28 protein-coding genes are annotated in these 25,326 nt (G+C 71.5%); 14 read left to right on the top strand and 14 right to left on the bottom strand.

The window, feature by feature from the left end; translation table 11 throughout:
• Nucleotides 1-254: 254 nt before the first annotated feature.
• Nucleotides 255-1,052, bottom strand: coding sequence for an inositol monophosphatase family protein (locus ACIA8L_RS07820; RefSeq protein WP_395901540.1), 798 nt, complete (start codon nucleotides 1,050-1,052; stop codon nucleotides 255-257).
• A 266-nt stretch (nucleotides 1,053-1,318) separates the two neighbouring features.
• Here ACIA8L_RS07820 and ACIA8L_RS07815 point away from each other — a divergent pair, with 266 nt between their 5' ends.
• Both ACIA8L_RS07815 and ACIA8L_RS07810 read left to right on the top strand, forming a co-directional pair.
• On the top strand, nucleotides 1,319-3,001 hold the full coding sequence (locus ACIA8L_RS07815; protein WP_395901538.1) for an RNA polymerase sigma factor: 1,683 nt from the start codon (nucleotides 1,319-1,321) through the stop codon (nucleotides 2,999-3,001).
• Between the two features lie 319 nt (nucleotides 3,002-3,320).
• A complete protein-coding gene (locus tag ACIA8L_RS07810; RefSeq protein WP_395901536.1) occupies nucleotides 3,321-3,554 on the top strand; it encodes a hypothetical protein in 234 nt (77 codons plus the stop codon).
• A gap of 820 nt (nucleotides 3,555-4,374) precedes the next feature.
• Here ACIA8L_RS07810 and ACIA8L_RS07805 read toward each other — a convergent pair.
• Together ACIA8L_RS07805 and ACIA8L_RS07800 are read right to left on the bottom strand one after the other, a co-directional pair.
• Nucleotides 4,375-6,105: a DEAD/DEAH box helicase gene (locus ACIA8L_RS07805; RefSeq protein WP_395901534.1), complete on the bottom strand. Its 1,731-nt coding sequence runs from the start codon at nucleotides 6,103-6,105 to the stop codon at nucleotides 4,375-4,377.
• 322 nt (nucleotides 6,106-6,427) lie between these two features.
• A complete protein-coding gene (locus ACIA8L_RS07800) occupies nucleotides 6,428-6,715 on the bottom strand; it encodes a DUF3039 domain-containing protein (protein ID WP_395901533.1) in 288 nt (95 codons plus the stop codon).
• Between the two features lie 104 nt (nucleotides 6,716-6,819).
• On the opposite strand from ACIA8L_RS07800, the gene ACIA8L_RS07795 reads away from it, so the two are divergent.
• The gene (locus tag ACIA8L_RS07795; RefSeq protein WP_395901531.1) at nucleotides 6,820-7,728 is read left to right on the top strand and encodes a pseudouridine-5'-phosphate glycosidase; all 909 of its coding nucleotides are present in this window, start codon (nucleotides 6,820-6,822) and stop codon (nucleotides 7,726-7,728) included.
• Nucleotides 7,729-8,592 (top strand): carbohydrate kinase family protein, encoded by an 864-nt coding sequence (locus tag ACIA8L_RS07790; protein WP_395901529.1) that lies wholly within the window; start codon nucleotides 7,729-7,731, stop codon nucleotides 8,590-8,592. It begins immediately after the preceding gene.
• Nucleotides 8,593-8,703: 111 nt separating this feature from the next.
• On the opposite strand, the gene ACIA8L_RS07785 is transcribed toward ACIA8L_RS07790, so the two are convergent.
• From ACIA8L_RS07785 to ACIA8L_RS07775, 3 genes are all read right to left on the bottom strand, one after another.
• Complete coding sequence (locus tag ACIA8L_RS07785) at nucleotides 8,704-9,054, bottom strand: DUF3099 domain-containing protein (protein WP_395901527.1); 351 nt, start codon at nucleotides 9,052-9,054, stop codon at nucleotides 8,704-8,706.
• A gap of 50 nt (nucleotides 9,055-9,104) precedes the next feature.
• The gene (mscL, locus tag ACIA8L_RS07780; protein ID WP_395901525.1) at nucleotides 9,105-9,572 is read right to left on the bottom strand and encodes a large conductance mechanosensitive channel protein MscL; all 468 of its coding nucleotides are present in this window, start codon (nucleotides 9,570-9,572) and stop codon (nucleotides 9,105-9,107) included.
• Between the two features lie 273 nt (nucleotides 9,573-9,845).
• Nucleotides 9,846-10,433 carry an HhH-GPD-type base excision DNA repair protein gene (locus tag ACIA8L_RS07775; protein WP_395901523.1) on the bottom strand — a complete coding sequence of 196 codons (588 nt, stop codon included), beginning with the start codon at nucleotides 10,431-10,433 and terminating at the stop codon, nucleotides 9,846-9,848.
• A gap of 170 nt (nucleotides 10,434-10,603) precedes the next feature.
• On the opposite strand from ACIA8L_RS07775, the gene ACIA8L_RS07770 reads away from it, so the two are divergent.
• Both ACIA8L_RS07770 and ACIA8L_RS07765 read left to right on the top strand, forming a co-directional pair.
• Nucleotides 10,604-10,882: a hypothetical protein gene (locus tag ACIA8L_RS07770; protein WP_395901521.1), complete on the top strand. Its 279-nt coding sequence runs from the start codon at nucleotides 10,604-10,606 to the stop codon at nucleotides 10,880-10,882.
• A 17-nt stretch (nucleotides 10,883-10,899) separates the two neighbouring features.
• Nucleotides 10,900-11,226 carry a type II toxin-antitoxin system PemK/MazF family toxin gene (locus tag ACIA8L_RS07765; protein ID WP_395901788.1) on the top strand — a complete coding sequence of 109 codons (327 nt, stop codon included), beginning with the start codon at nucleotides 10,900-10,902 and terminating at the stop codon, nucleotides 11,224-11,226.
• Between the two features lie 66 nt (nucleotides 11,227-11,292).
• Here the strand turns inward: ACIA8L_RS07765 and ACIA8L_RS07760 are convergent, their stop codons facing one another.
• The 3 genes from ACIA8L_RS07760 to ACIA8L_RS07750 all read right to left on the bottom strand — a co-directional run bounded on the left by ACIA8L_RS07760 (nucleotide 11,293) and on the right by ACIA8L_RS07750 (nucleotide 14,152).
• Nucleotides 11,293-12,045, bottom strand: a complete 753-nt coding sequence (locus tag ACIA8L_RS07760) for an ABC transporter permease (RefSeq protein ID WP_395901519.1) — start codon at nucleotides 12,043-12,045, stop codon at nucleotides 11,293-11,295.
• Nucleotides 12,042-12,983, bottom strand: a complete 942-nt coding sequence (locus tag ACIA8L_RS07755; RefSeq protein ID WP_395901517.1) for an ATP-binding cassette domain-containing protein — start codon at nucleotides 12,981-12,983, stop codon at nucleotides 12,042-12,044. The genes ACIA8L_RS07760 and ACIA8L_RS07755 overlap by 4 nt, the downstream gene beginning before the upstream one ends.
• Nucleotides 12,984-13,105: 122 nt before the next feature.
• Nucleotides 13,106-14,152 (bottom strand): thiamine pyrophosphate-dependent dehydrogenase E1 component subunit alpha, encoded by a 1,047-nt coding sequence (locus ACIA8L_RS07750; RefSeq protein ID WP_395901515.1) that lies wholly within the window; start codon nucleotides 14,150-14,152, stop codon nucleotides 13,106-13,108.
• A 100-nt stretch (nucleotides 14,153-14,252) separates the two neighbouring features.
• On the opposite strand from ACIA8L_RS07750, the gene ACIA8L_RS07745 reads away from it, so the two are divergent.
• On the top strand, nucleotides 14,253-14,732 hold the full coding sequence (locus ACIA8L_RS07745) for a toxin-antitoxin system HicB family antitoxin (protein ID WP_395901513.1): 480 nt from the start codon (nucleotides 14,253-14,255) through the stop codon (nucleotides 14,730-14,732).
• A gap of 55 nt (nucleotides 14,733-14,787) precedes the next feature.
• Here ACIA8L_RS07745 and ACIA8L_RS07740 read toward each other — a convergent pair whose 3' ends face one another.
• Nucleotides 14,788-15,012, bottom strand: coding sequence for a hypothetical protein (locus ACIA8L_RS07740; protein ID WP_395901511.1), 225 nt, complete (start codon nucleotides 15,010-15,012; stop codon nucleotides 14,788-14,790).
• Between the two features lie 85 nt (nucleotides 15,013-15,097).
• Between ACIA8L_RS07740 and ACIA8L_RS07735 the strand changes: the two genes are divergently transcribed.
• The 7 genes from ACIA8L_RS07735 to sigB all read left to right on the top strand — a co-directional run bounded on the left by ACIA8L_RS07735 (nucleotide 15,098) and on the right by sigB (nucleotide 19,970).
• The gene (locus ACIA8L_RS07735; RefSeq protein ID WP_395901509.1) at nucleotides 15,098-15,565 is read left to right on the top strand and encodes a heme-degrading domain-containing protein; all 468 of its coding nucleotides are present in this window, start codon (nucleotides 15,098-15,100) and stop codon (nucleotides 15,563-15,565) included.
• A gap of 55 nt (nucleotides 15,566-15,620) precedes the next feature.
• The gene (locus ACIA8L_RS07730) at nucleotides 15,621-16,112 is read left to right on the top strand and encodes a hypothetical protein (RefSeq protein ID WP_395901507.1); all 492 of its coding nucleotides are present in this window, start codon (nucleotides 15,621-15,623) and stop codon (nucleotides 16,110-16,112) included.
• Nucleotides 16,113-16,139: 27 nt separating this feature from the next.
• Nucleotides 16,140-16,571: a hypothetical protein gene (locus ACIA8L_RS07725; RefSeq protein ID WP_395901505.1), complete on the top strand. Its 432-nt coding sequence runs from the start codon at nucleotides 16,140-16,142 to the stop codon at nucleotides 16,569-16,571.
• 39 nt (nucleotides 16,572-16,610) lie between these two features.
• Nucleotides 16,611-16,952, top strand: coding sequence for a hypothetical protein (locus tag ACIA8L_RS07720; RefSeq protein ID WP_395901503.1), 342 nt, complete (start codon nucleotides 16,611-16,613; stop codon nucleotides 16,950-16,952).
• 9 nt (nucleotides 16,953-16,961) lie between these two features.
• Entirely contained in the window at nucleotides 16,962-18,437 is a 1,476-nt protein-coding gene (locus ACIA8L_RS07715) for a methyltransferase (protein ID WP_395901501.1), read from the top strand.
• The gene (gene dtd / locus ACIA8L_RS07710) at nucleotides 18,425-18,847 is read left to right on the top strand and encodes a D-aminoacyl-tRNA deacylase (protein WP_395901499.1); all 423 of its coding nucleotides are present in this window, start codon (nucleotides 18,425-18,427) and stop codon (nucleotides 18,845-18,847) included. Before ACIA8L_RS07715 ends, dtd begins: the two co-directional genes overlap by 13 nt.
• Nucleotides 18,848-18,965: 118 nt before the next feature.
• On the top strand, nucleotides 18,966-19,970 hold the full coding sequence (gene sigB / locus ACIA8L_RS07705) for an RNA polymerase sigma factor SigB (protein ID WP_395901497.1): 1,005 nt from the start codon (nucleotides 18,966-18,968) through the stop codon (nucleotides 19,968-19,970).
• Between the two features lie 48 nt (nucleotides 19,971-20,018).
• Here sigB and ACIA8L_RS07700 read toward each other — a convergent pair whose 3' ends face one another.
• From ACIA8L_RS07700 to ACIA8L_RS07685, 4 genes are all read right to left on the bottom strand, one after another.
• The gene (locus ACIA8L_RS07700) at nucleotides 20,019-20,594 is read right to left on the bottom strand and encodes a HipA domain-containing protein (RefSeq protein WP_395901786.1); all 576 of its coding nucleotides are present in this window, start codon (nucleotides 20,592-20,594) and stop codon (nucleotides 20,019-20,021) included.
• A gap of 50 nt (nucleotides 20,595-20,644) precedes the next feature.
• On the bottom strand, nucleotides 20,645-21,058 hold the full coding sequence (locus ACIA8L_RS07695; protein WP_395901496.1) for a HipA N-terminal domain-containing protein: 414 nt from the start codon (nucleotides 21,056-21,058) through the stop codon (nucleotides 20,645-20,647).
• The gene (locus ACIA8L_RS07690; RefSeq protein WP_395901494.1) at nucleotides 21,059-22,630 is read right to left on the bottom strand and encodes a DUF262 domain-containing protein; all 1,572 of its coding nucleotides are present in this window, start codon (nucleotides 22,628-22,630) and stop codon (nucleotides 21,059-21,061) included.
• Nucleotides 22,631-22,703: 73 nt separating this feature from the next.
• Nucleotides 22,704-25,322, bottom strand: a complete 2,619-nt coding sequence (locus ACIA8L_RS07685) for a GNAT family N-acetyltransferase (RefSeq protein ID WP_395901492.1) — start codon at nucleotides 25,320-25,322, stop codon at nucleotides 22,704-22,706.
• Nucleotides 25,323-25,326: the final 4 nt, after the last annotated feature.

Below are 25,326 nucleotides of genomic sequence, written 5' to 3'. Positions count from 1 at the left end.
GCGGGCTCTTGAACGTTGTTGAGGTCCGCAGCAGCGGATCTGGTTTTTCAGGTCCGCATTAGCGGATCTAGCTTTTCGGGTCCGCATTAGCGGATCTGGTTCTCTGAGGTCCGCAATCGCGGACCTGGCAGGGAGGCCCCCCAGGGCCTCCCGGTGTCTGGCGGGAGCGACGGCGCGCCCCACCGCGGACCCGAGTCCAGCTCTTCAGCTTTGCGGTTATTCGTTTTTCGCAAGGTTTCGGCTTGCAGAATCGGCTACGGGCCGCCGGACGCGTCGAGTTTGCTGAGGAGGTCGTGCAGGTGCGGGTGCAGGGCGGGCGGGGCGGCGATCACCATGTCGGCGCCGGGCGGGTTGCCGTCCAGGCCGGTCACCAGGGCGCCCGCCTCGGCCGCGACGAGCCCGCCGGCCGCGTGGTCCCAGGGGTTGAGGCCCTTCTCGTAGTACGCGTCCAGGGCACCCTCGGCGACCAGGCACAGGTCGATCGACGCCGCGCCGATCCGCCGGACGTCGCGGACGTGCCCGATGAGGCCGAGCAGCACCCTGGCCTGGTGCAGCCGCCGCTCGGCCGCGTAGCCGAACCCGGTGCCGACCAGCGCCTGGCCCAGGTCGGTCTCGCCGGTGACCCGCAGCCGGCGCCCGCCGCAGAAGGCGCCCCCGCCCCGGGTCGCGGTCCACTCGCGCCCGGTGGCGGCGTTGAGCACGACCCCGGCCACCACCTGACCGTCGACCTCGGCGGCCAGGGAGACGGCGTATACCGGAATGTTGTAGAGGTAGTTCACGGTCCCGTCGATCGGGTCGAGGATCCAGCGCACGGCCGCGCGCTCCTGCCCGCCGCCGAACTCCTCCCCGAACACGACATCGCCGGGCCGGGCCTCCTTGAGCTTGTCGCGGACAAGTCGTTCGACCGCGCGGTCGGCCGCGGTGACCACGTCGGTCGCGGTCGACTTGGTCGCGACGGCGTCCACGCCGTCGGCCCGCATGCGGTTGGCCAGGTCGCCGGCGGCTCGGGCGACGGAGACGGCGAGGGCCAGCAGATCGGCCGGTTGTTCCATGGTCACCATCCTTACAAAGCCCCTTCGCGACCCGCCGAGCCCATCCGTTCGGTCACAAGACGCGCGTCCCGCACCCTCAAGAGGGGATGTTGGGGCGAGAGAGCGTTACAATTCACGCGCTGCCCGCTGTCGTTCGTGAATCCGCCCGGACTCACGGCCCACACGGGCGCCACCACACAAGCAACCCGGCCACTTCAGCACGGCCGCGCCGTGCGCGAACCCGGCCGCACCGGCCGTCGCTCGCTCATCGCACCGGAAGGTCGTTCGTGACAGCAGCTCACCAGCCCAGCGTTGACGTACGTTCCCTCGCCGACACGCTGATCGCGCGTGCCGCCAACAACGGCGGGCACGTGACGTCGGCGGAGGTCGCGCAGGCGGTCGACACCGCCGACGTGACCCCAGCGCACGCCAAGAAGCTGCTGCGGAGCCTGGCCGAGGCGGGCGTCACCGTCGTGGTCGACGACTCCGCCAACAGCCGGCGCCGGGTAGCGGCGGCTCGTTCGGCGACTCCCGCATCCAAGGCGGCCACCGCGAAGGCCGCGCCACCGGCCCGCAAGGCACCCGCTGCCAAGCCGCTGACAGCCGTCGAGTCCGTTCCGGACCCGGCGGCGGCGAAGAAGGTCCCGTTGAAGAAGGCCGCGCCTACGGCGCCAACCGCATCCGCCGCGGCTGCCGCGGCACCCGCCGCGGCTCCGGCCGGGGCACCGGCGAAGAAGGCCGCGCCGGCCAAGAAGGCGGCGAAGAAGGCCGCGCCGGCGAAGGCCGCACCGGAAGGCGCCAAGAAGGCGTCCCCGGCCGGCGCCGCCGACCCGGCCAACCCGGCCGCGCCGGGCGAGGAGCCGGAGCTCGAGGAGATCGACGACGCCGCCCTGGCCGCCGAGATCGAGGACGTCGTCGTCGACGAGCCGGTCGAGGCGACCCAGGCGGCCGAGGCCGACGCGGAGGCCACGGCCACCGACGACGACTTCGCGTGGGACGACGACGAGTCCGAGGCGCTCAAGCAGGCCCGGCGCGACGCCGAGCTCACCGCCTCGGCCGACTCGGTCCGGGCCTATCTGAAGCAGATCGGCAAGGTTCCCCTGCTCAACGCCGAGCAGGAGGTCGAGCTGGCCAAGCGGATCGAGGCCGGGCTCTACGCGGCCGAGCGCCTCCGCGCGGCCGAGGACGCCGGCGAGCCGATGCAGATGCCGGGCCGCCGCGACTTCCTGTGGATCTCCCGCGACGGCGAGCGGGCCAAGAACCACCTGCTGGAGGCCAACCTCCGCCTGGTGGTCTCGCTGGCCAAGCGCTACACGGGCCGTGGCATGGCGTTCCTGGACCTCATCCAGGAAGGCAACCTGGGCCTCATCCGGGCCGTCGAGAAGCTCGACTACACCAAGGGCTACAAGTTCTCCACCTACGCCACCTGGTGGATCCGCCAGGCCATCACCCGCGCCATGGCCGACCAGGCCCGCACCATCCGCATCCCGGTGCACATGGTCGAGGTCATCAACAAGCTCGGGCGCATCCAGCGGGAGCTGCTCCAGGACCTGGGCCGCGAGCCCACCCCGGAGGAGCTGGCCAAGGAGATGGACATCACGCCGGAGAAGGTGCTGGAGATCCAGCAGTACGCCCGCGAGCCGATCTCCCTCGACCAGACCATCGGCGACGAGGGCGACAGCCAGCTGGGCGACTTCATCGAGGACTCCGAGGCGGTCGTGGCCGTCGACGCGGTCTCGTTCTCGCTCCTGCAGGACCAGCTCCAGCAGGTGCTGCAGACGCTCTCGGAGCGCGAGGCGGGCGTGGTCCGGCTCCGCTTCGGCCTCACCGACGGCCAGCCGCGCACGCTGGACGAGATCGGTCAGGTCTACGGCGTGACCCGCGAGCGCATCCGCCAGATCGAGTCCAAGACGATGTCGAAGCTCCGGCACCCGTCCCGCTCGCAGGTGCTGCGCGACTACCTCGACTGAACGATCGTTTTTCGCTCTGCGTTTTTTCGCTCTGCGCGAACCCGGGCCGTCCCCAAAGGGCGGCCCGGGTGTGTTTCCGCTCACCAAGGGCATTACAGAGCCGTGGCGCCGCGCCCAACCCACTTGTGATCGCAAGCTCGGCGCGATAGGAAACACGTAGCGGGTATGCGGTTACTTGTGGACTGGCGCTCGTGAGCAAGACTGGAATGTGACATGGGTCCCGCGCTTTTGGTGGGAACGATGTCGGGCAACACGGTGTTGAACCATCTGTGAACGACGCAAGGAAGCGTTCGTCGGTGACGATCAGAGGAGGAAGGCGATGACCCCGACCCTCACGCCGCCGCCGGAAACGGCAGCGCCCCCCGCCGCCGAGGAACGGTGCGACCGCTGTAACGCGGCAGGGAAACTCCGGGTCAGGCTCGCCGAAGGCGGCGACCTGATCTTCTGTGGACATCACGCCAACAAGTACGCAGACCACCTGGTCAAGATCGCAGTCGAGTACTCCGTGGCCCCGGACTTCACGTGGCGCGGCACTGAGCTCCCGACCAGCTGAACCCATACGCCGACCGCAGGCGGACCTCTTGGGGTCCCCTGCGGTCTCTTATTGCCCCCGCCGGCCCTCCAGCTTGCTCTCTGGCCCCGCGCGGCGGCATCTGAGTGGCCTTTTCCGCCGGCTCAAGGCGATGCGATGTGGGCACCAGAGGGACCAGGACCCGGCCACTCCGACTTGAGCCAACGCCGACGTGGACGCCGTGAGGCACCTGCGTCACCGCCATGAGCCCGATCTGACGGTTTGTAACCGCTTCTGAGCCCGCCTGACGCCACGCGAGGCGGCAGTCCTGGAGCACCCCGAACCGACTCCCAGCCACTCACGCCCTGGCGCTGGGCGAGCCGATGCCGGTCTCGTGTTGTTGCGTGCCGTCAGGTCGTAACTGCGCCGGCAATCACCGCCGCGATCAGGCGCGACACTCGCCCACTCAGCTGGGGCTCTATGTTCGCGGTCCGTTTACGCGATATGTCGGACGCTTCGCGCCCCGCTTCGCTCGACATATCGGATATGTCGCCTGTCGGGGTATAAATCCGTTAAGTCGTGGCGCGGAGCGCCCGACTTAACGTGCGAAGATCGGCCGGCTACCGCGGACAATGAGGCCGGCCAGCGGCTACCCGCCCGCAAGGGCTTGCGGCGCAGGGTGCAGGGTGCAGGTGTGCAGGGTGCAGAACCGGCCGGCCACGCGGCCGGTACCAGCTGATCCGAGGGCGGCGGCGAACCGCGGATGAGCGGGCCGGCCGCTCGAATCGGCTGCGGCGCGAGGTGCGGAACCGGCCGGCCAAAGCGAACAACCCCAGCCAGCCACCGACATCGGCGGGCGGAGCTACAGCGTCTGGATGGTGGCGATGCGCTCCTCGAGCTGTTCGATCGTCGCCTGGGCGCTTGGTGGGCCGCCGCACAGGCGGCGGAGTTCCGCGTGGATCTTGCCGTGGGGCAGGCCGGTGCGGTGGTGGTGGGCGGCGACCAGGGTGTTGAGCTGGCGGCGCAGGACGATGCGGCGTTCGCCGGCGGTGCGGGGCTGGGGCGGGATCTCCGGGGGTGGCTGGTCGGCGGCCGGGGCGGTACTGCCGCGGCGGCGTTCGGCGGCCATCTGGTCGGACTGGCGCTTGGTGAGCAGGGCGGTCACCTGGTCCGGGGTGAGGAGGCCCGGGAGGCCCAGGTACTCCTCCTCCTCGTCCGAGCCGGTCTGCGCGGGCATGCCGAACGTGGCGCCGTCGAAGATGACCTGGTCCAGTTCGGCGGTCGCGCCCAGGGCCTCGAAGCTGCCTTCGAGCTCGCCGCTGGCCTTCTCCTCGCGGTTGGCCCGCTCGATCTCCTCGTCGTCGTAGCCGTCCTTGGTCTTGGGCTCGCCGAGGACGTGGTTGCGCTGGGCTTCGAGTTCGGCGGCCAGTTCCAGCAGGTGGGGGACGCTGGGGACGAAGACGGTGGCGGTCTCGCCGGTGCGGCGGGCGCGCACGAAGCGGCCGATGGCCTGTGCGAAGAACAGGGGGGTGGAGGCGCTGGTGGCGTAGACGCCGACGGCCAGGCGGGGGATGTCGACGCCCTCGGACACCATCCGGACCGCGACCATCCACTTGTCCGTCGACGCGGAGAACGCGGCGATGCGGCCGGAGGCGCCGACGTCGTCGGACAGGACCACGACGGCCTTCTCGCCGGTGATCTCGCCGATCGCCTTCGCGTAGGCCCGGGCGTTCTGCTGGTCGCTGGCGATGACCAGGCCGGCCGCGTCGGGCATGCCGCCGGAGCGCAGCCGGTCGAGGCGGGCGTCGGCGGCCTTGAGGACCTGGGGCATCCAGTCGCCCTTGGGGTCCAGGGCGGTACGCCACGCCTGTGCGACGAGGTCCTGCGTCATCGGCTCCCCGAGCCGGGCCGACAGCTCGTCGCCGGCCGAGGTGCGCCAGCGGGTCTCGCCGGAGTAGGCGAGGAAGATGACGGGCCGCACGACCCCGTCCCGCAGCGCCTCGGAGTATCCGTAGACGGTGTCCGACCGCGACCGCTGGATGCCGTCGGAGCCGCGCTCGTACTCCACGAACGGGATCGGGTTCTCGTCCGACCGGAACGGCGTCCCTGTGAGCATCAGCCGCCGCACGGCCGGCTCGAACGCCGCCTTCACCCCGTCGCCCCAGGACTTCGAGTCGCCGGCGTGGTGGATCTCGTCGAGCACGACCAGGGTCCGCCGGGTCAGGGTGCGCCGCTTGTGCACCGCCGGCGCGATCCCGACCTGCGCATATGTGACCACGGTGCCGTGGAAGTCGGCGGCGGCGTGGACGTCGGAGTTGCGGAACCCGGCGTCCAGGTCGATCCCGACCCGCGCGGCCGCCTGCGCCCACTGCGTCTTGAGGTGCTCGGTGGGCGTGACCACGGTGAGGTTGTCGATGGTGCCGTCGGCGAACAGTTCCGTGGCCACCCGCAGCGCGAACGTGGTCTTCCCGGCGCCCGGCGTGGCGACCGCGAGGAAGTCCTCACGCTTGCCGCGCAGATACTCCATCAGGGCCTTGCGCTGCCACACCCGGAGCGACTGACCTTCCAACACCCCCACCGGACGCGGCGGCATGCGGCACCCCTCCCCGAAATGTCCCTCACGTCCAACTGCACCCGCCGGACCGCACCACACGACCCACCGGTGTCACCCGTCCCGCGCCACTCCCCCGGCGCGACGGAACAAGCCGACCGCACGGCCCGCACGGCGATGAAGCCCGCGGCCGCGGCAACGGCCCCGGGCCGCGAAAGGCCGGCCGGGCACTGCGAAAACGCCGCCGACACGCCCGGCAGGCGGGCGGGCGGCCGCACGAAAACGCCCTCGCGTCAGCGCGGACCGCGAAGGCGTTGACAGCCTAGCGGGCATCGGCCGGCGATGCGCCGAACCGAGCCGAACGTCACGAGCTCGGGGGTGTCGGGTCGTCGTTCTGCACGACGTTCTCGTAGATGTCCTTGCACACCGGGCAGACCGGGAACCGGCTCGGGTCGCGCGAGGGCACCCAGAGCTTCCCGCAGAGCGCGCGCACCGGCGTGCCCTCGATCATGGCCTGCATGAGCTTGTCCTTCTCGGTGTAATGCGAGAAGCGCTCATGGTCACCGGCGTCGTAGCGGTAGTCGGTGCTGGTCTGCTCATCGACGCGCTGGTCGGTGAGCGTCCCGCCACCGTTCTCGGGAGAGGTCGTCACACCCCCAGTCTGCCAGGCCCGCCCCGAATTGGCCCGCACCAACCTCCCCCTGTGGATAACTCCGGCCCCGCCTGTGGACAAACCCACCGGGCTATCGTGACCTGGTGATCAACCACGCCATCCGGCTCGGGGCCGACGTCGAGGCCGCGCTGCAGTCCGGCGCGCCCGTCGTGGCCCTGGAGAGCACCATCATTTCGCACGGCCTGCCGCGGCCGGCCAACTTCACCGTGGCCAAGGAGATCGAGGCGACGGTGCGCCGGGCCGGGGCCGTCCCCGCCACCATCGGCATGATCGCCGGGGAGATCGTGGTCGGCCTCAGCGAGGACGAGGTCCGGCACCTGGCCGAGCGGGACGGCGTGATCAAGCTGTCGGTCCGGGACCTCGCCCCGGCCGCGGCCGCCGGCGCCGACGGTGCCACGACGGTCGCGGCCACCTCGGCCATCGCGGTGCGGGCCGGGATCGGGGTCTTCGCGACCGGAGGGCTGGGTGGGGTCCACCGCGACGCCGCCTCGACCTTCGACGAGTCGGCCGACCTCACGGCCCTGTCCCGCCTGCCCATCACGATCGTCTGCGCGGGCGTCAAGTCGATCCTGGACGTGCACGCCACCCTCGAACGGCTGGAGACGCTGGGGGTCGGGGTCGTCGGTTACGGTACCCGCCGATTCCCGGGCTTCTATCTGACGGACGCCGGCTTCGACCTCGACTGGTCGGCCGACGACCCGGCCGCGGTCGCCGCGATCATCCGCGCCGCCCGCGCCCACGACGTGCACCAGGGCGCGCTGGTCGTGGCCAACCCGCTGCCCGTCGGCGAGCAGCTCGACCCGGCCCTGCACGACCGCGTCCTCGCCGAGGGCCTGGCCGGCCTGGAGCGGGAGGGCGTCACCGGCAAGGACGTCACGCCGTACCTCCTGGCGCACTTCCACAGCGCCACCGAGGGCAAGAGCCTGGACGTGAACGTGCGGATCATCCTGCGCAACGCGGACCTGGCCGCCCGCATCGCCGCGGCCCTCTGAGTGACCGTCCTGGTCATCGGCGACGTCGTCACCGACATCCTCACCGTCCACACGGGCCCGCTCGCGATCGGCTCGGACACCATCGCGCGGGTGCGGATCGCCGGCGGCGGGTCGGCCGCGAACACCGCGGTCTGGCTCGCAGCCGCCGGTTCGCCGGTCGCGTTCGCCGGGGTCGCGGGCGACGACGAGCCCGGCGACGCCCGGATCGCCGAACTCCGCGACGCCGGCGTCACCACCAGCGTCCGCCGGGTGCCGGGGCTGGCGACGGGCACGGTGGTGGTGCTGACGTCGGACGCGGAGCGCACGATGTTCACCGACCGCGGCGCCAACCGCCTCCTGGCCCGCGCGGACGTGGAGCGCGCCATGGAGCTGCCCGGCCTGCGGCACCTGCACCTGTCGGCCTACGTGCTGTTCGACGACGACTGTGCCCCGGCCGGCCGCTTCGCCCTCGCGGAGGCGCACCGCCGGGGCCTCACCACCAGCCTGGACGCGGCATCGGCGGCTCCGCTGCGAGAACGAGGAGGAGCAAACTTCTTGGCGGGGGTACCGCGTGCGGATCTGCTCTTCGCAAACCTCGACGAGGCCCGGGTCCTGGGCTCGACCGACCCCGCCGACCTGCGTCGACACGCCGAGGCGGTGGTCGTGAAGTCGGGCGCGGCGGGTGCGGCGTACGCCGACGGGCAGCACGTCGCCAGCGCGTCCGCGCGCACCGTCGACAGCATCGCGGACCCGACCGGGGCGGGCGACGCGTTCGCGGCCGGCTTCCTCACGGCCTGGCTGGCGGGGGCCGGCCCGCAGGCGGCGCTCAGCAGGGGCAACGAGCTTGGTGCGCAGGCGGTGACCAGAATCGGCGCCCGGCCGTGACGGCGATCGGCGCGCGGCCGGGATCAGCATCGGCGCGCGGTCGGGACTGGGATCCGCGCGCGGCCATGACCGGGATCGGCGCCGGTGTCGGTGTCGGTGTCGGTGTCGTGCCTAGTCGACGTCGATGACCTTGTGCTCGCGCTCGGTGATCGCGTGGCCCGGGTCCGGGTGGGACGTGGGCGGCTTGCGGCGGAACTTGTTGCGGAAGCGGTTCTCCTCGCGCACGGGCGCGTCGTTGGCCAGCATGACCGCGATCATGGGCAGGAACACCCCGCCGGCCACGCAGATGGAGATCCAGAGCCAGAAGAGCGGCGGGCGGGTCGCCACCAGGATGGCGGCGACCACCACGCACGCGGCGCGCAGGAGCATCATCAGCACATAGCGGATCTCGCGGGCGCGGAGCTCCTGCTCGGGGCTCCGCGCCGCATCGGTGATCAGCTGTGGGCGATCCCTGCGGGCCATTGGAACGAGTCTGCCACGAACCCGCGGGGAACCGCGATCAGGGACGGATGTCAGCGGGTGTCGGTCGGCTTGACCGGCGCGCCGGGGGCGACGCCGCCGGGGCCGGTGACCGGGCCGCCCTGCTCACGCTGGGTGGTGCCGGTCGCCAACAGGTCGCGGATCTCCGTCAGCAGGCGGATCTCGTCACTGGGCGCCTCGGGCTCGGGTTCGATGCCCCGCTTGCGGCGCTCGGCGAGCTTGTTCATCGGCAGGACGACGAGGAAGTACACGGTGGCCGCGGTCAGGATGAACGTGATCACGGCGTTGACGAACGCGGGCCAGTTGAGCACCTGCTCGCCGATCTTCAGGCCCTGATCCTTGTCGTCGACCCCGATCCCGCCGGTCAGATTGATCAACGGCTTGAGAAAGCCGTCGGTGAACGCGGTGACGACGCCGTTGAACGCGGCGCCGATGACCACTGCTACGGCAAGTTCGATGACATTGCCCCGCGAGATGAAATCCCGGAATCCCTTCAGCACAGAGGCACCTTATTCCCGGCGGCCCGCCCCCGCATCCGTTGTCGCCCCGCGCCCGCGCGCGGCGGGAGTCCCGACACCCGCGGACGGACTCCGGAGGCGATCGCAGCGCGACCCGGCGTGCCGTCGCAGCACGTGCGCCCGGTCCCGCGCGCCGACGCCGATTACGCCTACTTCCCGGGCGAAGACCTGCTCCCGCGCATAGCGAAAGGCACGGACCCCTCGCCACCCCAGGCCGCCGTCATACCGGCGGCCGCCGTGGCGGTGTCCGCAGGCCTAGGAGCCGGCCTGGCCCTTGGCCGCCTTGGCGTCGGCCTTGACCTGCTTCTTGTACTCCCGCACCTTCGCCAGCGACGCCGGGTCGACGATGTCGGCGACCGACCGGTGCGACCCGTCCTCGCCGTAGCCGCCGGCCGCGGCCCGCCACCCTTCGGGCTGGACGCCGTACTGCTTGCCGAGCAGCGCCACGAAGATCTGCGCCTTCTGCTTGCCGAACCCCGGCAGCCCCTGCACCCGCCGCAGCAGCTCACCGCCGTCCGCGACCCCGTCCCACAGCCCGGCCGGCTCCCCGTCGTACCGATCGGCGAGCACGCGGCAGACCTCCTGCACCCGCCCGGCCATGGCCTTGGGGAACCGGTGCAGGGCCGGCGGCGTGGCGAAGATCTGGATCAGCCGTTCAGGGTCGTACTCGGCCAGCTCGTGCGCGGTCGGCTCATGCCCGAGCCGCTGCACCAGCACCCAGGGCGACGAGAACGCCTTCTCGAGCGGAATCTGCTGGTCCAGCGTCATCCCGATGAGCAGCGCGAGCGGACTCCGGGTGAGGTACTCGTTGGCAGCTTCGTCAATAGGCAGCGTGATGGCCATGCGCACATCCTGCCCCACCTGCCGGGCGATGTGCTTGCGCTCGGCCGGCGATCCCACTCGCGACACCACCGGCCCGCCCGAAGGCTCTGGACTCGGGTTGACCCGGCCACGGCAGGGGCCTTATGATCGGCCATATGGCCCTATTTATGGGAGAAGCTATAGTGCTTACTATGGCGAAGACAACGGTCAGCGTGTCGACCGAGGCGAGAGATGTGTTCGCCGCTGTCGCCGCGAGTCGCGACACGACGATGTTCGCCTTGCTCGAAGAGACGGCGCGCCGTCTCGAGCGCGAAGAGGCGATGCGGCAGGCGACACTCGACTACGAGCGGCTCGCGACGGAAGACCCGGACGGGTTCAGCGAATATCTCGCTGAGGGGCGCAGCTGGGACATGACCTCCGGCGATGGCCTCGGTGACGCGCGCGCCGAGTTCCCGGAGTACAACCGGTGATCAGTCGCGGCGACGTGATGCTCGCTGATCTGAGCCCGATTGTCGGTCGCGAGCAGGGCGGCCGCCGGCCCGTCCTGGTGCTGTCACCGGCGGCCTACAATGCGTGGCCGATCGAGATGGCGGTCATCGCGCCGATCACCTCTACCGACCGTCGGCTCCGTCACCACATCCCGATCGGCCGCGAGGCCGGACTGCGCACGGAACCGAGCTTCGTGATGCCTGAATACGTGCGGGCGATCTCGCAGCAACGCCTGACCGGCCGGCCGCTCGGCGCGGTGCGCGCGGCGACGCTCGACGAGGTCGAGCGTTGGGTCACGCAGTTCACGTCCGAGACCCGCATCTGATGACGGTGCGGGCGTGACCACCGGACGGTCGTAGCGCTCCGCGAGCCACTCGATGTGGCCCCGCCGTCAGTGGGGGGTCGGGGGGCGGGTGAAGCGGGCTCTGGCCCACAGGTAGCCGGCGGCGGCCATCGCGGCGGACCAGGCCAGTGCCCACCACAGGTGGGGGCCGGCGGGGGCGCCGTTCAAGGCTTCGCGCAGTGATTCGATGATCGGCGTGTATGGCTGGTGCTCCGTGAACGCGCGCACGCCCGACGACATGTGGTCGGTGGGGGCGAAGGCGCTGCTCAGGATCGGCAGCAAGGTGATCGGCAGCGCCGCGTAGCTCGCTGCTACCACGGTGCGGACGGACAAACCCATGGCCGTCGTGAGCCAGGCGGCGGCGAATGCTGACAATGCGACCACGCCGGTGACAATGAGCCAGCCGGTGAAGGTGGCGTGCGGGCGGTACCCCATTGTGAGGGTCAGCAGCAGAATCAGGAAAACGCAGAGCAATGTGCGCAGGACGGTGCCCAGGACGCGGCCGGTCAGTACGGCGGCGCGGGAGATGCCCATGGTGCGGAAACGGTTGATGATGCCTTCGTTCATGTCCGTGGCCACGGCCACCGCGGTCTGGCCGACGGAGTAGCCGATGCAGAGGACCAGAATGCCCGGGACCACATAGGCCAGGTAGTTGGCGGTGCCGAGGCTGGTGGCGGCGCCGAAGATGTACACGAACATGAGAAGCATCAGAATCGGGGCGATCAATGCGCCGAACATTGTCGACGGGTTGCGGCGGTTGTGCCGCAGGTCGCGGCGGAGCATGGTCAGGGCGTCTCTCATGACACGGGCTCCTTCGTGGCGTGGCCGGTCAGGGCGAAGAACACGTCGTCCAGATCAGGCGTGTGGACGGTCAATGTTTCGGGATCGACTCCGGCGGTTTCCAGGCGGACGAGCAAAGAGCGGATTTCGGCGGGGGTACCGTCGGTCGGCACCCGCAGCGCCAATGCGTCCTCGTCCCGGGCCGCCGCGGGCAGCGCCGTCGATGCGATGGCGAGCGTGTCGGGCGTGGCGAACACCAGGCGCACGTGCGCGCCCGGCACCCGGCGCTTGAGCTCGTCCGGGGTGCCCTCGGCGACGATCCGGCCCCGGTCCAGGACCGCGACCCGGTCGGCCAGCTGGTCGGCCTCGTCGAGGTACTGCGTCGTCAGGAAGATCGTCACGCCGGCCTTCGCCAGGGTGCGGACGATCTCCCACACGGTACGGCGGCTCCTCGGGTCGAGGCCCGTGGTGGGCTCGTCGAGGAAGATGACCCGCGGCTCGCCGAGGAGGGTCATGGCCAGGTCGAGGCGGCGTTTCATGCCGCCCGAGTAGGTCGCCGGGGTGCGCCGGGCGGCGTCGGCCAGGTCGAAGCGCTCCAGCAGCTCGGTCGCGCGGGCGCGGCCGGCGCGGCTCGGCAGGTGCTGCAGGTCGGCCATCAGCAGGAGGTTCTCCTCGCCGGTGAGGAGGTTGTCGACGGCCGAGAACTGGCCGGTGAGGCCGATCGCGGCGCGGACCTTGGCCGGCTCGGTGGCCAGATCGTGACCGGCGACGGTGATCCGGCCGGCGTCGGGCGGGATCAGCGTGGCCAGGATGTGCACCATCGTGGTCTTGCCGGCGCCGTTGGGGCCGAGGAGCGAGACGATCGCCCCGGCCGGGACGTCGAGGTCGATGCCGTCGAGGACGACCTGATCGCCGTAGGACTTGCGCAGCCCGGAGACCGTGATGCCCGACTCAGTCATGGCAACACTATGGCACCATGCGTGGCGCCATTCAACCGCTTTATGGCGCCATCCAACTTGGCCGGGGGTGCAGGGGGCGTGGAGCCCCTTGCCCGGGGCGGGAGCGAAGCGGCTCCGGAATCCTACGCAAGGGTCTTCTGATAGGCCTCCATCCACTCTTTCTGGGCTCGGACCAGCGGGTTCTCGTCGTTCGTCACGTGTTCGAAGATCGCCGTCGCGTGTGGCTCCGGCATCGACAGGCACGCCTCCCGGGTCGCCGCCGCGACCCGGTCCGACTCGGCCGCCAGCGCTTCGAAGAACTCCTCCGCCGCCCAGCCCCGGGCCCGGATCAGCGTCTCCAGGCGGGCGATGGGGTCACGTTGGCGCCACGCCTCGACCTCCGCGTCCGCGCGGTAGCGACGCGGGTCGTCGGACGTGCTGTGGCCGGCCATCCGGTAGGTCATCGCCTCGATCAGCACCGGCGGCCCGCCCCGGCGCACGGACGCGGCGGCCCGGGCCGTGACCGCGTGCACGGCGAGCACGTCGTTGCCGTCGACGTGGTAGGACTCGAGGCCGAACCCGACCGCGCGCCGGTGCAGCGGGGCCGCCATCTGCCGGCTCGTGCTCGTCGAGATCGCCCACTGGTTGTTCTGGCAGAAGAACACGACCGGCGCGTCGGCGACCGCGGCCCAGTTCAAGGCCTCGTTGACGTCGCCCTGACTGCTGGCGCCGTCGCCGAAGTAGGTGAGCACGACGTCGTCGGCGCCGTCGAGCCGCACGCCGACCGCATACCCGGTCGCGTGCAGCGCCTGCGTGCCCAGGACCAGGCTGTAGATGTGGAAGCGGTACCGCGCCGGGTCCCAGCCCGAGTGGACCACCCCGCGCCACTGCGCCATCAGCTCGGCGGGGGTGATGCCGCGGCAGCGCGCGGCCGCCTGCTCCCGGTAGCTGGGGAACACGTAGTCGCTGTCGCGCAGCGCCCGCATCGAGCCGACCTGGGCCGCCTCCTGGCCCAGCGACTGCAGCCACAGCCCCAGCTCCCCCTGCCGCTGCAGGGCCAGGGCCTCCTCGTCGAACCGCCGCGCGAGCACCATGTCGCGCAGCAGCCCCCGGCACAGCTCCGGGGTGACCTCGAGCGGCGCCTCACCGTCAGCGCGCAGCGTCCCGTCCGGCGCGAGCAGCTGGATCATGATGCTTCTCTCCTGGGGTTCGCCTTCTGCTCCATCATCCTGCCTGCGCCCGCGGATCAATGGCGCCATCGGCGCCATGCAATTTGCCATACTTACCGGCATGGACCTGACCAGCTACGTGGAGGGCCTGCGCGCCGAGCTCCTCGCGGCCGCCGGTCCCGAGGAGGCCGCCCTGGCCGACCGCCTGGCCGCCGCCGTCGCCGCGGCCACCCGCCTGGCGATGCTGGACGCGCTGACCGACGCCGCCGACGAGATCACCCGCGACCTGGCCCCCGGCTCCGTCGAGGTCCGCGTCCGCGACCGCAACCCCTACTTCGTGGTCACCACGCCGGACCGGGAGCCCGCCGCCCCGCGCGTCCAGGAGCCCGAACTGCCGCCGGAGGGCCCCGTCGGCCGGATCAACTTCCGCCCGCCGGAGCAGCTCAAACAGCGCATCGAAGAGGCCGCGGCCCGCGACGGCCTGTCGGTCAACGCCTGGCTGACCCGCACCCTGAACACCGCCCTGGCCGCCGGCCCGGCGCCGACGCCGGCCGCACCGAAGACCGGCTCCAAGGGCACCTTCGTCGGCTGGGTCGGCTAGCTCGCGCTGGCCGCCGACGGCGCGGTCGTGGCCGGCCACACCGACTTCCAGCCTTTCAGGAGATCAGCGGGGCGCCGGTCTCCAGGACGGTCTTCAGGCCGCTCACGATGCGTGACCAGGCCTCGTCGCGCTCGCGGTCGGGGCGGGCGTCGAGGTCGTCGCAGGTCAGCGCGGCCCGGGTGAGGGAGGGCTCGACCTGGGCGATCTCCCAGGTGAGCCGGCAGTGCGCCGCGGGCTCCGGGCCGACGCCGGTGAGCAGGGTGAAGGTCCGAGTTCTCATGCTGGACAATTCCTCCGGGCCGGACTTGCCGGTGACCTGCGAGTGAGTTGGTACCCGACAGTCGGGTTTTCGAGGGAGACCGCGCGTGGAAGATCTGATCAAGGAGCTGGAGGCCCAGGAGGCCCGGCTGCTGTTCGACCGGTTCGACAACGACGACGCCTGGGCGCTGGGCAGTCTGCTGGTGGAGACGGCCAAGGAGCGCTCGCTCGGCATCACGATCGACATCCGCCGGGGCGGGCAGCAGCTCTTCCACGCCGCGCTGCCGGGCACGGCGCCGGACAACGACCGCTGGATCGAGCGCAAAGTCCGGGTGGTGGAGCGGCTGCACAACTCGTCATACCTGGTGGGGCGGCGGCTGGCGGACCGGGACAAGGTGTTCGACGAGTCCTACGGGGTCGACCCGGCCGACTACGCGACGCACGGGGGCGCGTTCCCGATCCGGGTGCGCAATGTGGGGGTCGTCGGTGTCGTAACAGTGTCAGGTCTGCCCCAGGCCGACGATCATGCGCTGGTCGTGGAGGTGCTCGAGCGGTTCCTTGCCGGGAGGCAATAGCAGTGTCGTGAAACCGACGTCGACAGCGGCCGGGGGCGGCCCCACGATGCCGCGTGTGAACATTCGATTCGCACTCCCGATCGCGTTACCGAGCGTGCTGCTCGCCGCGACCGCATTGGCCGGCTGTGCCGACAAGGACGACCCGGGCACCGCCGCCCCGCCCGCCTCCACCGCGACCGCGGTCGTGCCGGTGAGCGAGGCGGCGAGTCCGGCCGCGAAGGCGAGCGGCAAGGCCCCGTCGGGCGGGGTGGCCAGCGGCGCGGCCGCGGGCTGCCCGGTGACGGCGGCCGTGCTGGAGAAGGCGTTCAAGGCCAACAAGGAGATCGCCGACAACATCCTCCTGGGCAAGGGGCTGAAGGACGTCAGCTGCTACGGGGGCTGGGCCACCGCCACCGCGACGCCGGAGAACATGGATCAGGCGGTCGTGCTGTTCAAGTACGACGCCGCGAAGAAGACGTGGGCCGCCGTCATCGGCGGGACCGACGGCGTCTGCCGGGACCGCGTGCCGGAGGCCGTCGCGACACACCTCAAGGGTTGCCAGAACTAACCCGATCGAGTGTCGTAAATTGCCGGGGTGAGATACACACTCCTCGCTGTCTTCGCCGGAGCGGCCGCCACCCTCGCGGCCTGCTCCGGCGGGTCACCCCAGGCCCAGGCCCCGTACGTCCCCACCCCCGACCAGACCACCCTCCTGCCGCAGACCGGCGAGGCGCCGCTGAAGCCCGGGGCCAGCCCCCAGGCCGGCTGCCCGGTCGACAACGCCACCCTCGAAAAGGCCCTCGCCGCCGACCCCGCGATCACCGCGGCCGTCCAGCTGGGCAAGGGTCTCACCGACATCAGCTGCGCCGTCGGCTACGCGACCGCGCGCACCGAAGGCGACCGGGCCACCGTCCTGTTCCACTACGACGGCGCCAAGAAGATGTGGGTCGCGGTGTCCGGCGCGGCCAGGAACGGCTGCGACCCCGTGCCCCCCGACGTCCGCAAACAGCTCAAGAACTGCGCGTAGGAACCTGGTCAAAATCCGTGCTTTGTGGTGATATTGCTCATGGAGCGTGAAGCACTGCTCCGGCTCCTCGCTGAGGAGCCGGGAGCGGCCTTCGAAGCGTGCCGGGCCGCGATCCGCGCCGGCGCCGAGTATGTCGTGTGGGACCACACCCTGCCCGCCGACCAGCTCGCCCGCAGCTATTTACGCCGCGCTCAGCACATGGCCCGGATCGGCAACCCGATGCTCGGCTCGGCCGAGGCGATCGACGTGCTGCAGACCTCCGGTGACCGGCCGCTGCGCGTCGGCGAGGCGAAGATCGAGAACCCGCCCACCCACTTCCAGCTGTTCCTGACCGCGGACGCGACCCGGGTGGTGGCCTGCATAGGCATCGATCAACGCTGACATACCAGGATGGGCGGTGTGGACGCACTGCTGGACAGCACCGCCCTGGCGCGCCTTCGGGAAGCGCTCGGCACAGCGGAGTACACCTCCGCCGGTATTCAGAACCATCTCGGCGAGGACGCCGCGGCCGCCGCCGCGCGCAACGACTTCCGGGCCGCGCTGCGGATCACGCAGGCCGGTGGGGGTCGGCTCGACACCCTGATCCGGCTCTTCATCTGCGGGCAGACCGAGCCGCTGGACCGGGTCGCGGCCGCGCTCGCCCCACTGCCCCTGGAGTCGGCCTCGCCGTTGCTCGAAGCCGACGGCGACGGCGTCCGCGCGGCGATCGAGCTGGAGCCCTACGGGGACTGGTGGGTCGTCGCCGACCTCTCCGCCGGGATGCGCCCCGGGCGGCCGCTCCCCGGCGACCACGTGCTCGGCATCGGCGGCGCCTCCAGCACCCTGGCCGCCGCGACCGTGCGCCACCCGGTCGGGACCGCGCTCGACCTCGGCACCGGCTGCGGCGTGCAGGCCCTGCACCTGTCGACCCACGCCCGGCGGACCACCGCCACCGACGTCCTGCCCCGGGCCCTGCGCTTCGCCGCCACCACCGCCGCGCTCAACGGCCTCGACTGGGAGCTGCTCGAGGGCGACCTCACCCGCCCGGTCGCGGGGCGGCGGTTCGACCTCGTCGTGAGCAACCCGCCGTTCGTGGCCGGCCCCGGCACCACCGCGCACACCTACCGCGACTCCGGCCGCCCCGGCGACGCCGTCTGCGCCGAGCTCGTCGCGGCCGCGCCCGCGCTGCTGGCCGACGGCGGGCACATGCAGTTCCTGGCCAACTGGCTGCACGTCTCGGGCGGGGACTGGCGGGAGCGGGTCAACGACTGGCTGGCCGGCACCGGCCTCGACGCGTGGGTGATCCAGCGGGAGGTGTCCGACCCCCTCGCGTACGTCAACCTGTGGCTGGCCGACGCCTCCGAGGACGCCGCGCACCAGCCGCAGCTGGCCGCGGCCTGGCTCGACTGGTTCGACGCGCAGAAGGTCGACGCGGTCGGGTTCGGGCTGATCACGCTCCGCGCGGCCGGGCACGACGACCCGACGGTGCGCATCGAGGACCTCCGGCACACCGTCGGCGGCGACCTCGGCCCGCTGATCTCGGACTGGTTCGCCCGGCAGGACTTCCTGCGCGGCGCCGATCTCCTGCGCACCCGGTTCCGGGCCGCGCCCGGGCTGACGCTGCGCCAGGAGGCCACCATGGGCGAGGAGGGCTGGGAGGTCGGCCAGCAGCTGCTCGCACTGCCCGACGGGCTGCGGTGGGTGGAGGAGGTGGACCCGGTCGCGCTGACGCTCGTGGGTGCCTGTGACGGGTCGGTGACCCTGGCCGACCAGGTGGATCTGCTGGCCGTCGCCCATGAGGTCCCGGCGCCCGTGCTCGCGGAGGTCGCCGTCCCGCTGGTGTCGCACCTGGTCGAGCGCGGGGTCCTGCTGCCGTGCGAGCCCTAGTCCAGACCGTGTCGCGGGCTTCGGTGACCGTGGATGACACCGTGGTCGGGGCGGTGGAGCACGGCCTGCTGGTGCTCGTCGGCGTGACCCATTCCGACAATCCCGAAATTGCCGAAACGCTGGCCCGGAAGGTGTACGAGCTGCGGATCCTCGACGACGAGAAGTCGGCGGCCGACATCGGGGCGCCACTCCTCGTTGTCTCGCAGTTCACCCTCTACGGCGACGCCCGCAAGGGCCGGCGCCCCACCTGGATCGCGGCGGCCCGCCCGGAGGCGGCGGAGCCGCTGATCGAGCACTTTTGCTCCGCCCTGCGAAACCGGGGCGCAACCGTGGAAACCGGGCGATTCCGCACGCACATGCTGGTCGAGAGCGTGAACGTGGGACCGCGGACCGTATTGCTGGAGGTCTGAGACTCACGGATTCGTGCCACGGCTCCGCCGCCTCACCGTCACTTCACGCCCGCTCAGCGAAGCTACTTCTCGCAAGGATGATCGCGCCACTTGTCAATCCACACGGGAGGCGAGCGAAGTGGCCCAGCCGCTGAGTGAGAACACGGAATTCAGTGCCGTCGACGTTGAGGCCGACGAGCAGCACGAGCAGGAGCACGCGCTCGACAACACGGGCGTCTCAGCGGATCTGGTTCGCGCCTACCTCAACACGATCGGCCGCACCAAGCTCCTCACCGCCGAGCAGGAGGTCGACCTCTCCAAGAAGATCGAGGCCGGCCTGTACGCGGAGGAGAAGCTCGCCACCGGCATGGTCCACCCCGCGTGGATGAACACCTACGAGGTCGTGGTCCGCGAGGGCCGGGCCGCGAAGGCCCACCTCCTCGAGGCCAACCTGCGCCTGGTCGTGAGCATCGCGAAGCGCTACACGGGCCGTGGCATGGCGTTCCTGGACCTCATCCAGGAAGGCAACCTGGGCCTCATCCGGGCCGTCGAGAAGTTCGACTACACCAAGGGCTACAAGTTCTCCACCTACGCCACCTGGTGGATCCGCCAGGCCATCACCCGCGCCATGGCCGACCAGGCCCGCACCATCCGCATCCCGGTGCACATGGTCGAGCAGGTCAACCGCATGGTCCGGGCCCGCCGCGACCTCTCGGCCGCCCTGGGCCGCGAGCCGGTGGTGGCCGAGATCGCGGCCGCCCTGGGCGTCGAGGAGTACCAGGTCATCGAGCTTATCTCGTACGACCGGGAGCCGGTCAGCCTGGACCAGGCCGTCGGCGAGGACGGCGAGAGCGCCCTGGGCGACTTCGTGGCCCGCATCGACCCGCGCGAGGAGCCGGCCGACAGCGTCTCGGCGGGCATGCTCCGCTCCGAGGTCGAGATCGTCCTGTCCACGCTGTCCCAGCGCGAGCAGGCGGTCATCCGCCTCCGCTTCGGCCTGGACGACGGCCGCCAGCGCACCCTCGACGAGGTCGGCCGCGAGTTCGGCCTGTCCCGCGAGCGCATCCGCCAGATCGAGAAGGTGACGCTGCTGAAGCTGCGCCACCCGTCACGCGCGAAGCGCCTCGAGGCGTACGCCTCGTAACCGCAGCCGCAACCGAAGGGCCGTCCGCAGGGGCGGCCCTTCGGCATCTCACCCGCCGATGGGCAACGACCGCAGCCGCTCCTCGTAGTGCCCGGCCAGCGCCGCGAACCGGCCTCGCGCCTCATCCAACAGGTCACCGGCCCAGGTAACCCGCATCCGCTCGACGGTCTCGCCGACAGCGCCGGCGGTCGCGTCGGGATCTTCCCCGATCCGCTCGGCCATACGGCGGAAGTCGTCCACCGTGACAGCGCCAGGCACCTTCTGACCATTGATGCTGAGCGAGAGCGGCTGGTAGCGGTACTGGCTGTAGATCGTCAGTGAGTGAAAGTCGTACACCGGAGCAAGTCCCGGGGTCTGCCCGTCGGCGTAGCGCAGGGCCCAGTTCTTGAGGTGGGCGTCGGTGTTGCCGATGACAACCATCGCGGTCAGCCGCCGGACGAAGTCGATGAATCCCGCCGATCCGCACAGTCGGGCGATGACCGCGCCCAGGCCGTCGTAGGACTGACCCGGTTCGCCGTACTTGAACATGGGCCCGACGTCCGCGACCTGTGCGAAATCCTCGTCAGGTACTCGTTCGCGGGCAGGTCCCGGAACGTCCGGTCGGGCAGCTTGACGATCGACCAGCCACCGGCCCCACTCACCCGCGACGTCAGCCGCTCGGTGGCGACCGAGAACTACTTGAGCTGCACCCCCGCCAGGGAGTGTCGCAATGGCTGGTCCGGCACGTCGTGCCGGGCCTCCGGCCGGACGTCGTCCTCGGGCATCGAGCCCGCATGGACCGTGACCGCGCCGGGCAGGTCGCCACCCAGCCGCAGCAGCAGCAGCGTGAAGTCTCCGATGTTGCCACCGCCCAGCTCACGGACGATCTGGCGGCGGAGCGCGCCCTCCGGCAGGAGGTTCGCGAACCAGTCCGGAACACCGGTCCTCGCGCGGCGCGGCGCCCGCGGGGCCTCCTCGAAGATCTGCCCGAGTGTCCGGTGCTCCGGAGTGTCGAGGTCGTCCTCGTAGACGAACTCGGTGCGCCCCTTGTTGTAGTGCAAAAGCCCGACGCGCCGCCCGTGCAGCCGGACCTCGGCGGTCGTCGTCACTCAGCCCGTCCTCAGCATGTCGGCGATCGACCGGCCGTCGCGGGCCCCCCACTCCGCCATGCGGTCGACGTGCCACTTGATCGCGGCGTTCAGCCTTTCGGCACGCCGATCGAGAAACGCGACCGGTGACGACCCGGCCAGCAGGCGTTGGGCCGTCCTGTCGATCAGGTGACTCTCCGCCACCTCGGGCGGGGCCTGGGCCAGTTGGGTCCGCAGGAGAAATCTGGGGCCGGAGGCGATGACGCGGTCGGTGATCATGCCGACCCCGCCGACGATCGGTTGTACCGGGCTGCCCTGGTCCAGCAGCCGGGCAATGTCGACCGGCAAGCCGGTCGCCGGCTCGCGAGGCTCGGCGGCCCAGAGGCAGAGAATATTGATCTTGGCCATCGCCAGGTTCGGGTCCGCCTTGTCGAGCTCGGCGGTGAAGCCGCCGTTCGCGGGAGCCCGCGCGAGCAACGCGGCGGCCGCAGCTACCGGGTCCGCCTGCTCCACGGCTGCGATCTGCCCGCGCAGGTCGGTGTCGGCACGGCCCCGCGCCTGGGCGCCCGCCACGGCTCCGCGCCAGACCCATCGCCGCAGCAGCGTCGCCGCCCGGCCCTCCGGCGCGCCGTGCAACCGGACGAAACGGATGAGCACCGGGATCACGTCGGGATAGGGCATCAGCTTTACGTGTGGGATCTCGGCGACATCCCGTAGGAACGTCACCACGTCACGCAAACTGCCGGCGACCGCGCCGAACGTCTCGGCCCGGTCCTCGGCCGACGTGAACTCGGCCGCGACATCGGTGCCGAAAACGTCGCTCCCGCGGTAGGCCAGCACGCAGCGCAGCACGAGCCGGTCGTCGAACGCGCCGAAGCCGAGCTCGGCCGGCCCGCGGCCGAGCGCCGCCAGGGTCGCTGGGGCGTCACCGGCGATCCGCGAATGCAGGGCCTGGAAGATCTCGGACCTCGTGAGCCGCTTCCCAGCGGTATTGGACCGGGTGAAGATCTCCAGCAACGTCTTCTCGTCGTCGGTGGTCACCACGTAAGCGGGGATCCGGGACTCCCGAATGGCTGCCGCCGCCTGATCCACCCGCTCGATCTGCTCGTCCGAGAGGTTCTGGCCGTTCTGCCGCATCCGCCGCGGCAGGGTCGCGGTGTCGAGCAGGAAGCTCACTGGGATCCAGCTGTCCGGCGGCTGCTGCCGGATGCCCGCAGTGTGGAACTCGCCGGACTCGAGGTCCAGGTGGACCCGGAAGCGCACGTCCGTTGCGGTGGGCGCGGCGACCAGGGCACCGACGATCGACGTGATGCGCTGCTGGCCGTCCACCACCCACAACGCCGAGTCGAGGTTCGGCGCCTGGACGATGAGTGGACCGACTTCGAGCGTCTGCGCGGGCGCGGGGCGCCGCCACAGCAGGAGGTTGCCGATCGGGAAGCCGCGCAGGATGCTGTCGAACAGCTTGACGACGTCGCCGGCCTCCCATTTGAATCCGCGCTGGAACTGAGGAATCCGCACCACACCACGCAGGACCTCACGAACCAGGTCCTCCGGGGTCAGTTGTTCGATGCGGGGTCGCTCGAACGTCGCCATGTCACCTCCCGCCTCATCTGCCCCAAAGCGTAGTCGTGCGGTACGACAAAATCCGTGGCTCCGGCCGATGGCTTCAGAGCCGCCTCGGGCCGCTGTCCGGCCGGGGCTGGTGGGGAGCGAACTCGGCGCTCGCGTGCAGGACGGCCAGGCCCGACGGGCGGGCCAGGACCGGGTTGAGGGTGAGCGACGACAGCAGCGGCTGCTCGTCGACGAGGCGCCCGACCCGCAGCAGCAGGTCGGCGAGCGCGTCCAGGTCGACCGGGTCGGCACCGCGGTAGCCGGTCAGCAGCGGCGCGGCCCGTGGTGCCCGCACGAGCGCGGCCGCGTCGCGGTCGGTCAGCGGCACGGGGCGCCACGCGCGGTCGCCCAGCAGATCGGCCGCCTCGCCACCCAGGCCGAAGCCGACGACGGGGCCGAACGACGGGTCGTCCACGACCTCGACGACGCACGCGACGCCCGGCGCCACCATCGTCTGGACGACGACCTCGACGCCGCGGCCGAACAGGCGCTCCAGCTCCTGGTACGCCTCGGCCACCGCGGCCGGCGTGGTCAGGTTGAGGCGGACCGCGCCCAGGTCGATGCGGTGCCGCCACGGCTTCGTCGCGACCTTCAGCGCGACCGGCAGGCCCACCAGCGTGGCCACCTCCACGACCCGGCCCCCCGACGCCCACTGACTCGGCACGACCGGAACTCCGTACGCCGCCAGGAGTTCGTCGGCCTGCCCGCGGTCCCCCGCGCCCGCGCCGGCAAGGCGGGCCGCGACGTCCAGGCCCCGGGCGGTGTCGACGTCGGGCAGGTCGGGCAGCGTGCCGACGGGCGAGCGGCGCCAGGCGGCGTAGCGGGCCACGCGTCCGAGCGCGCGGACGGCCTCCTCGATCGCCGGGAACATCGGCAGGGCGGCCGGGTCGTCGTCGCTGTAGGCCGGGGCGACGGTGAACGACGGGTCGGCCGGCATGACGACCGCGAGGGGGCGCGGGGCGCCGGCCGTCGACACCCGCAGGAGCTCGGCCACGCCGAGCTGGTCCTCCTCGGCCAGCGCGGGCGCGTACGCCGCGACGACCGCGTCCACCGCATCGTCGTCCAGCGCCGCGTGCACGGCCCGCACGAAGTCGACGTCATTCACTGCAGGACCGAGGTCGCGGGGGTACCCGTCCGCGATCCGCAGTCCCGCGGCGGGCGCCTTCGCCACGGTCAGCACCCCCAGCGCGGCCGCGTTCGTGACGACGGCCACGCGGTCCCCCGTCGGCAGCGGGCGCCCGGCGATCAGCAGCCCGACGTCGAACAGCTCGGCCACGGTGTCGACCCGGATGACGCCGGAGCTGGCGAACAGCGCCGCCACCCCGCGCGCGTCCGGGCCCACGGTGACCGCGTCGAGGGCCGGCGGGCGGACCGGGCTGGCCACGGCGGCCACCGGCTTGCGGCGGGCCAGCTCCCGCGCGATCCGGGCGAACTTCCGCGGGTTGCCGAACGTCTCCAGGTAGAGCAGGACGGCGTCGGTGTGCGGGTCCTCCCGCCAGTACTGCAGCGCGTCGTTGCCGGACACGTCGGCCCGGTTGCCGGCCGAGATGAACGTCGACAGGCCCAGCCCGCGGCGGTCGGCCTCGGCCAGCAGCGCCGTGCCGAGGGCGGCCGACTGCGAGAAGAACCCGACCCGGCCGGCCCGGGGCAGCAGGGGGGCCAGGGTGGCGTTGAGGCGTACCCCGGGGTCGGTGTTCGCCACGCCGAGGCAGTTGGGGCCGACGAGCCGCATCCCATGATCGCGGACCGCGCGGAGCAGGGCGGCCTGTGCGTCCGCGCCCGCGGGGCCGGACTCCGCGAAGCCGGCCGAGACGATCACCAGGCCGTGCACGCCCGCCGCGGCGCAGTCGGCGACGACGTCAGGCACTGATTCGGCGGGTACGGCGATGACCGCGAGATCGGCACCGGCAGTACCCCCGAGGCTTGGAAATGCCGGCAGCCCGGCCACGGTCGGGGCGGACGGATGGACCGGGATCAGGTCTCCGGCAAAGCCGGCGCCTTTGAGATGGGCGAGGATGGCCGCGCCGACGCCCGTGCCCCGCGCCCGCGCGCCGTAGACGGCCACCACCTTGGGGTTGAGCAGCCGGGCGATCGAGCGGGCCTCCGCGCGCTGCTCCCGCGCCTGCTGGACGCGCAGCGAGTCGGGGGTGGCCTTGATCGGGAACCACAGGTGCACGACGCCGTCGGCGAACTCGCGCTCGATGTGGAAGCCGGCCGCCATGAACACGCGGAGCATGGCCTGGTTGACCGGCAGGACGTCGGCCTCGAACTCGGTGATGCCCTCGGTGCTCGCGGCCGCCGCCAGGTGCTCGATGAGGACCGAGCCGATGCCGCGGCCCTGGTGCGCGTCCTCGACGACGAACGCGACCTCGGCCTGGTGGGAGCCCTGCCCGAGGCGGTCGAAGCGGCCCACGGCGATCAGCTCGCCGGAGTGCTCGACGACGAAGGCCTCGCGGTCGTGGTGGTCGACGTTGACGAAGCGGTCGAGGTCGCGCTGCGGGATGCGGGGGTACGCGGAGAAGTAGCGCAGGTAGCGCGTGCGCTCCGAGAACCGCGAGTGCAGCGCCACGATCCGCGCCGCGTCGTCGGGCCGGATGGGTCGCAAGTGGACGGTGGTGCCGTCCGCGAGCAGCACATCGGCGGCCCGCGTGGCCGAAACGTCGTTCACCGTCATAGTT

This window comes from Dactylosporangium sp. NPDC051541 (genome assembly GCF_044454505.1).
Classification (GTDB): Bacteria; Actinomycetota; Actinomycetes; order Mycobacteriales; family Micromonosporaceae; genus Dactylosporangium.
The sequence above is the reverse complement of the archived record's forward strand: the minus strand, read 5'-3'. Positions and strand labels throughout refer to the sequence as shown.

Coding starts and splice junctions, on each gene's coding strand:
- ACIA8L_RS07820 (WP_395901540.1), bottom strand. CDS start 1,052: ATGGAACAACCGGCCGATCTGCTGGCCCTCGCCGTCTCCGTCGCCCGA.
- ACIA8L_RS07810 (WP_395901536.1), top strand. CDS start 3,321: ATGACCCCGACCCTCACGCCGCCGCCGGAAACGGCAGCGCCCCCCGCC.
- ACIA8L_RS07805 (WP_395901534.1), bottom strand. CDS start 6,105: ATGCCGCCGCGTCCGGTGGGGGTGTTGGAAGGTCAGTCGCTCCGGGTG.
- ACIA8L_RS07785 (WP_395901527.1), bottom strand. CDS start 9,054: ATGGCCCGCAGGGATCGCCCACAGCTGATCACCGATGCGGCGCGGAGC.
- ACIA8L_RS07775 (WP_395901523.1), bottom strand. CDS start 10,433: ATGGCCATCACGCTGCCTATTGACGAAGCTGCCAACGAGTACCTCACC.
- ACIA8L_RS07770 (WP_395901521.1), top strand. CDS start 10,604: ATGGCGAAGACAACGGTCAGCGTGTCGACCGAGGCGAGAGATGTGTTC.
- ACIA8L_RS07765 (WP_395901788.1), top strand. CDS start 10,900: ATGCTCGCTGATCTGAGCCCGATTGTCGGTCGCGAGCAGGGCGGCCGC.
- ACIA8L_RS07760 (WP_395901519.1), bottom strand. CDS start 12,045: ATGAGAGACGCCCTGACCATGCTCCGCCGCGACCTGCGGCACAACCGC.
- ACIA8L_RS07755 (WP_395901517.1), bottom strand. CDS start 12,983: ATGACTGAGTCGGGCATCACGGTCTCCGGGCTGCGCAAGTCCTACGGC.
- ACIA8L_RS07750 (WP_395901515.1), bottom strand. CDS start 14,152: ATGATCCAGCTGCTCGCGCCGGACGGGACGCTGCGCGCTGACGGTGAG.
- ACIA8L_RS07745 (WP_395901513.1), top strand. CDS start 14,253: ATGGACCTGACCAGCTACGTGGAGGGCCTGCGCGCCGAGCTCCTCGCG.
- ACIA8L_RS07740 (WP_395901511.1), bottom strand. CDS start 15,012: ATGAGAACTCGGACCTTCACCCTGCTCACCGGCGTCGGCCCGGAGCCC.
- ACIA8L_RS07720 (WP_395901503.1), top strand. CDS start 16,611: ATGGAGCGTGAAGCACTGCTCCGGCTCCTCGCTGAGGAGCCGGGAGCG.
- ACIA8L_RS07715 (WP_395901501.1), top strand. CDS start 16,962: ATGGGCGGTGTGGACGCACTGCTGGACAGCACCGCCCTGGCGCGCCTT.
- ACIA8L_RS07690 (WP_395901494.1), bottom strand. CDS start 22,630: ATGGCGACGTTCGAGCGACCCCGCATCGAACAACTGACCCCGGAGGAC.
- ACIA8L_RS07685 (WP_395901492.1), bottom strand. CDS start 25,322: ATGACGGTGAACGACGTTTCGGCCACGCGGGCCGCCGATGTGCTGCTC.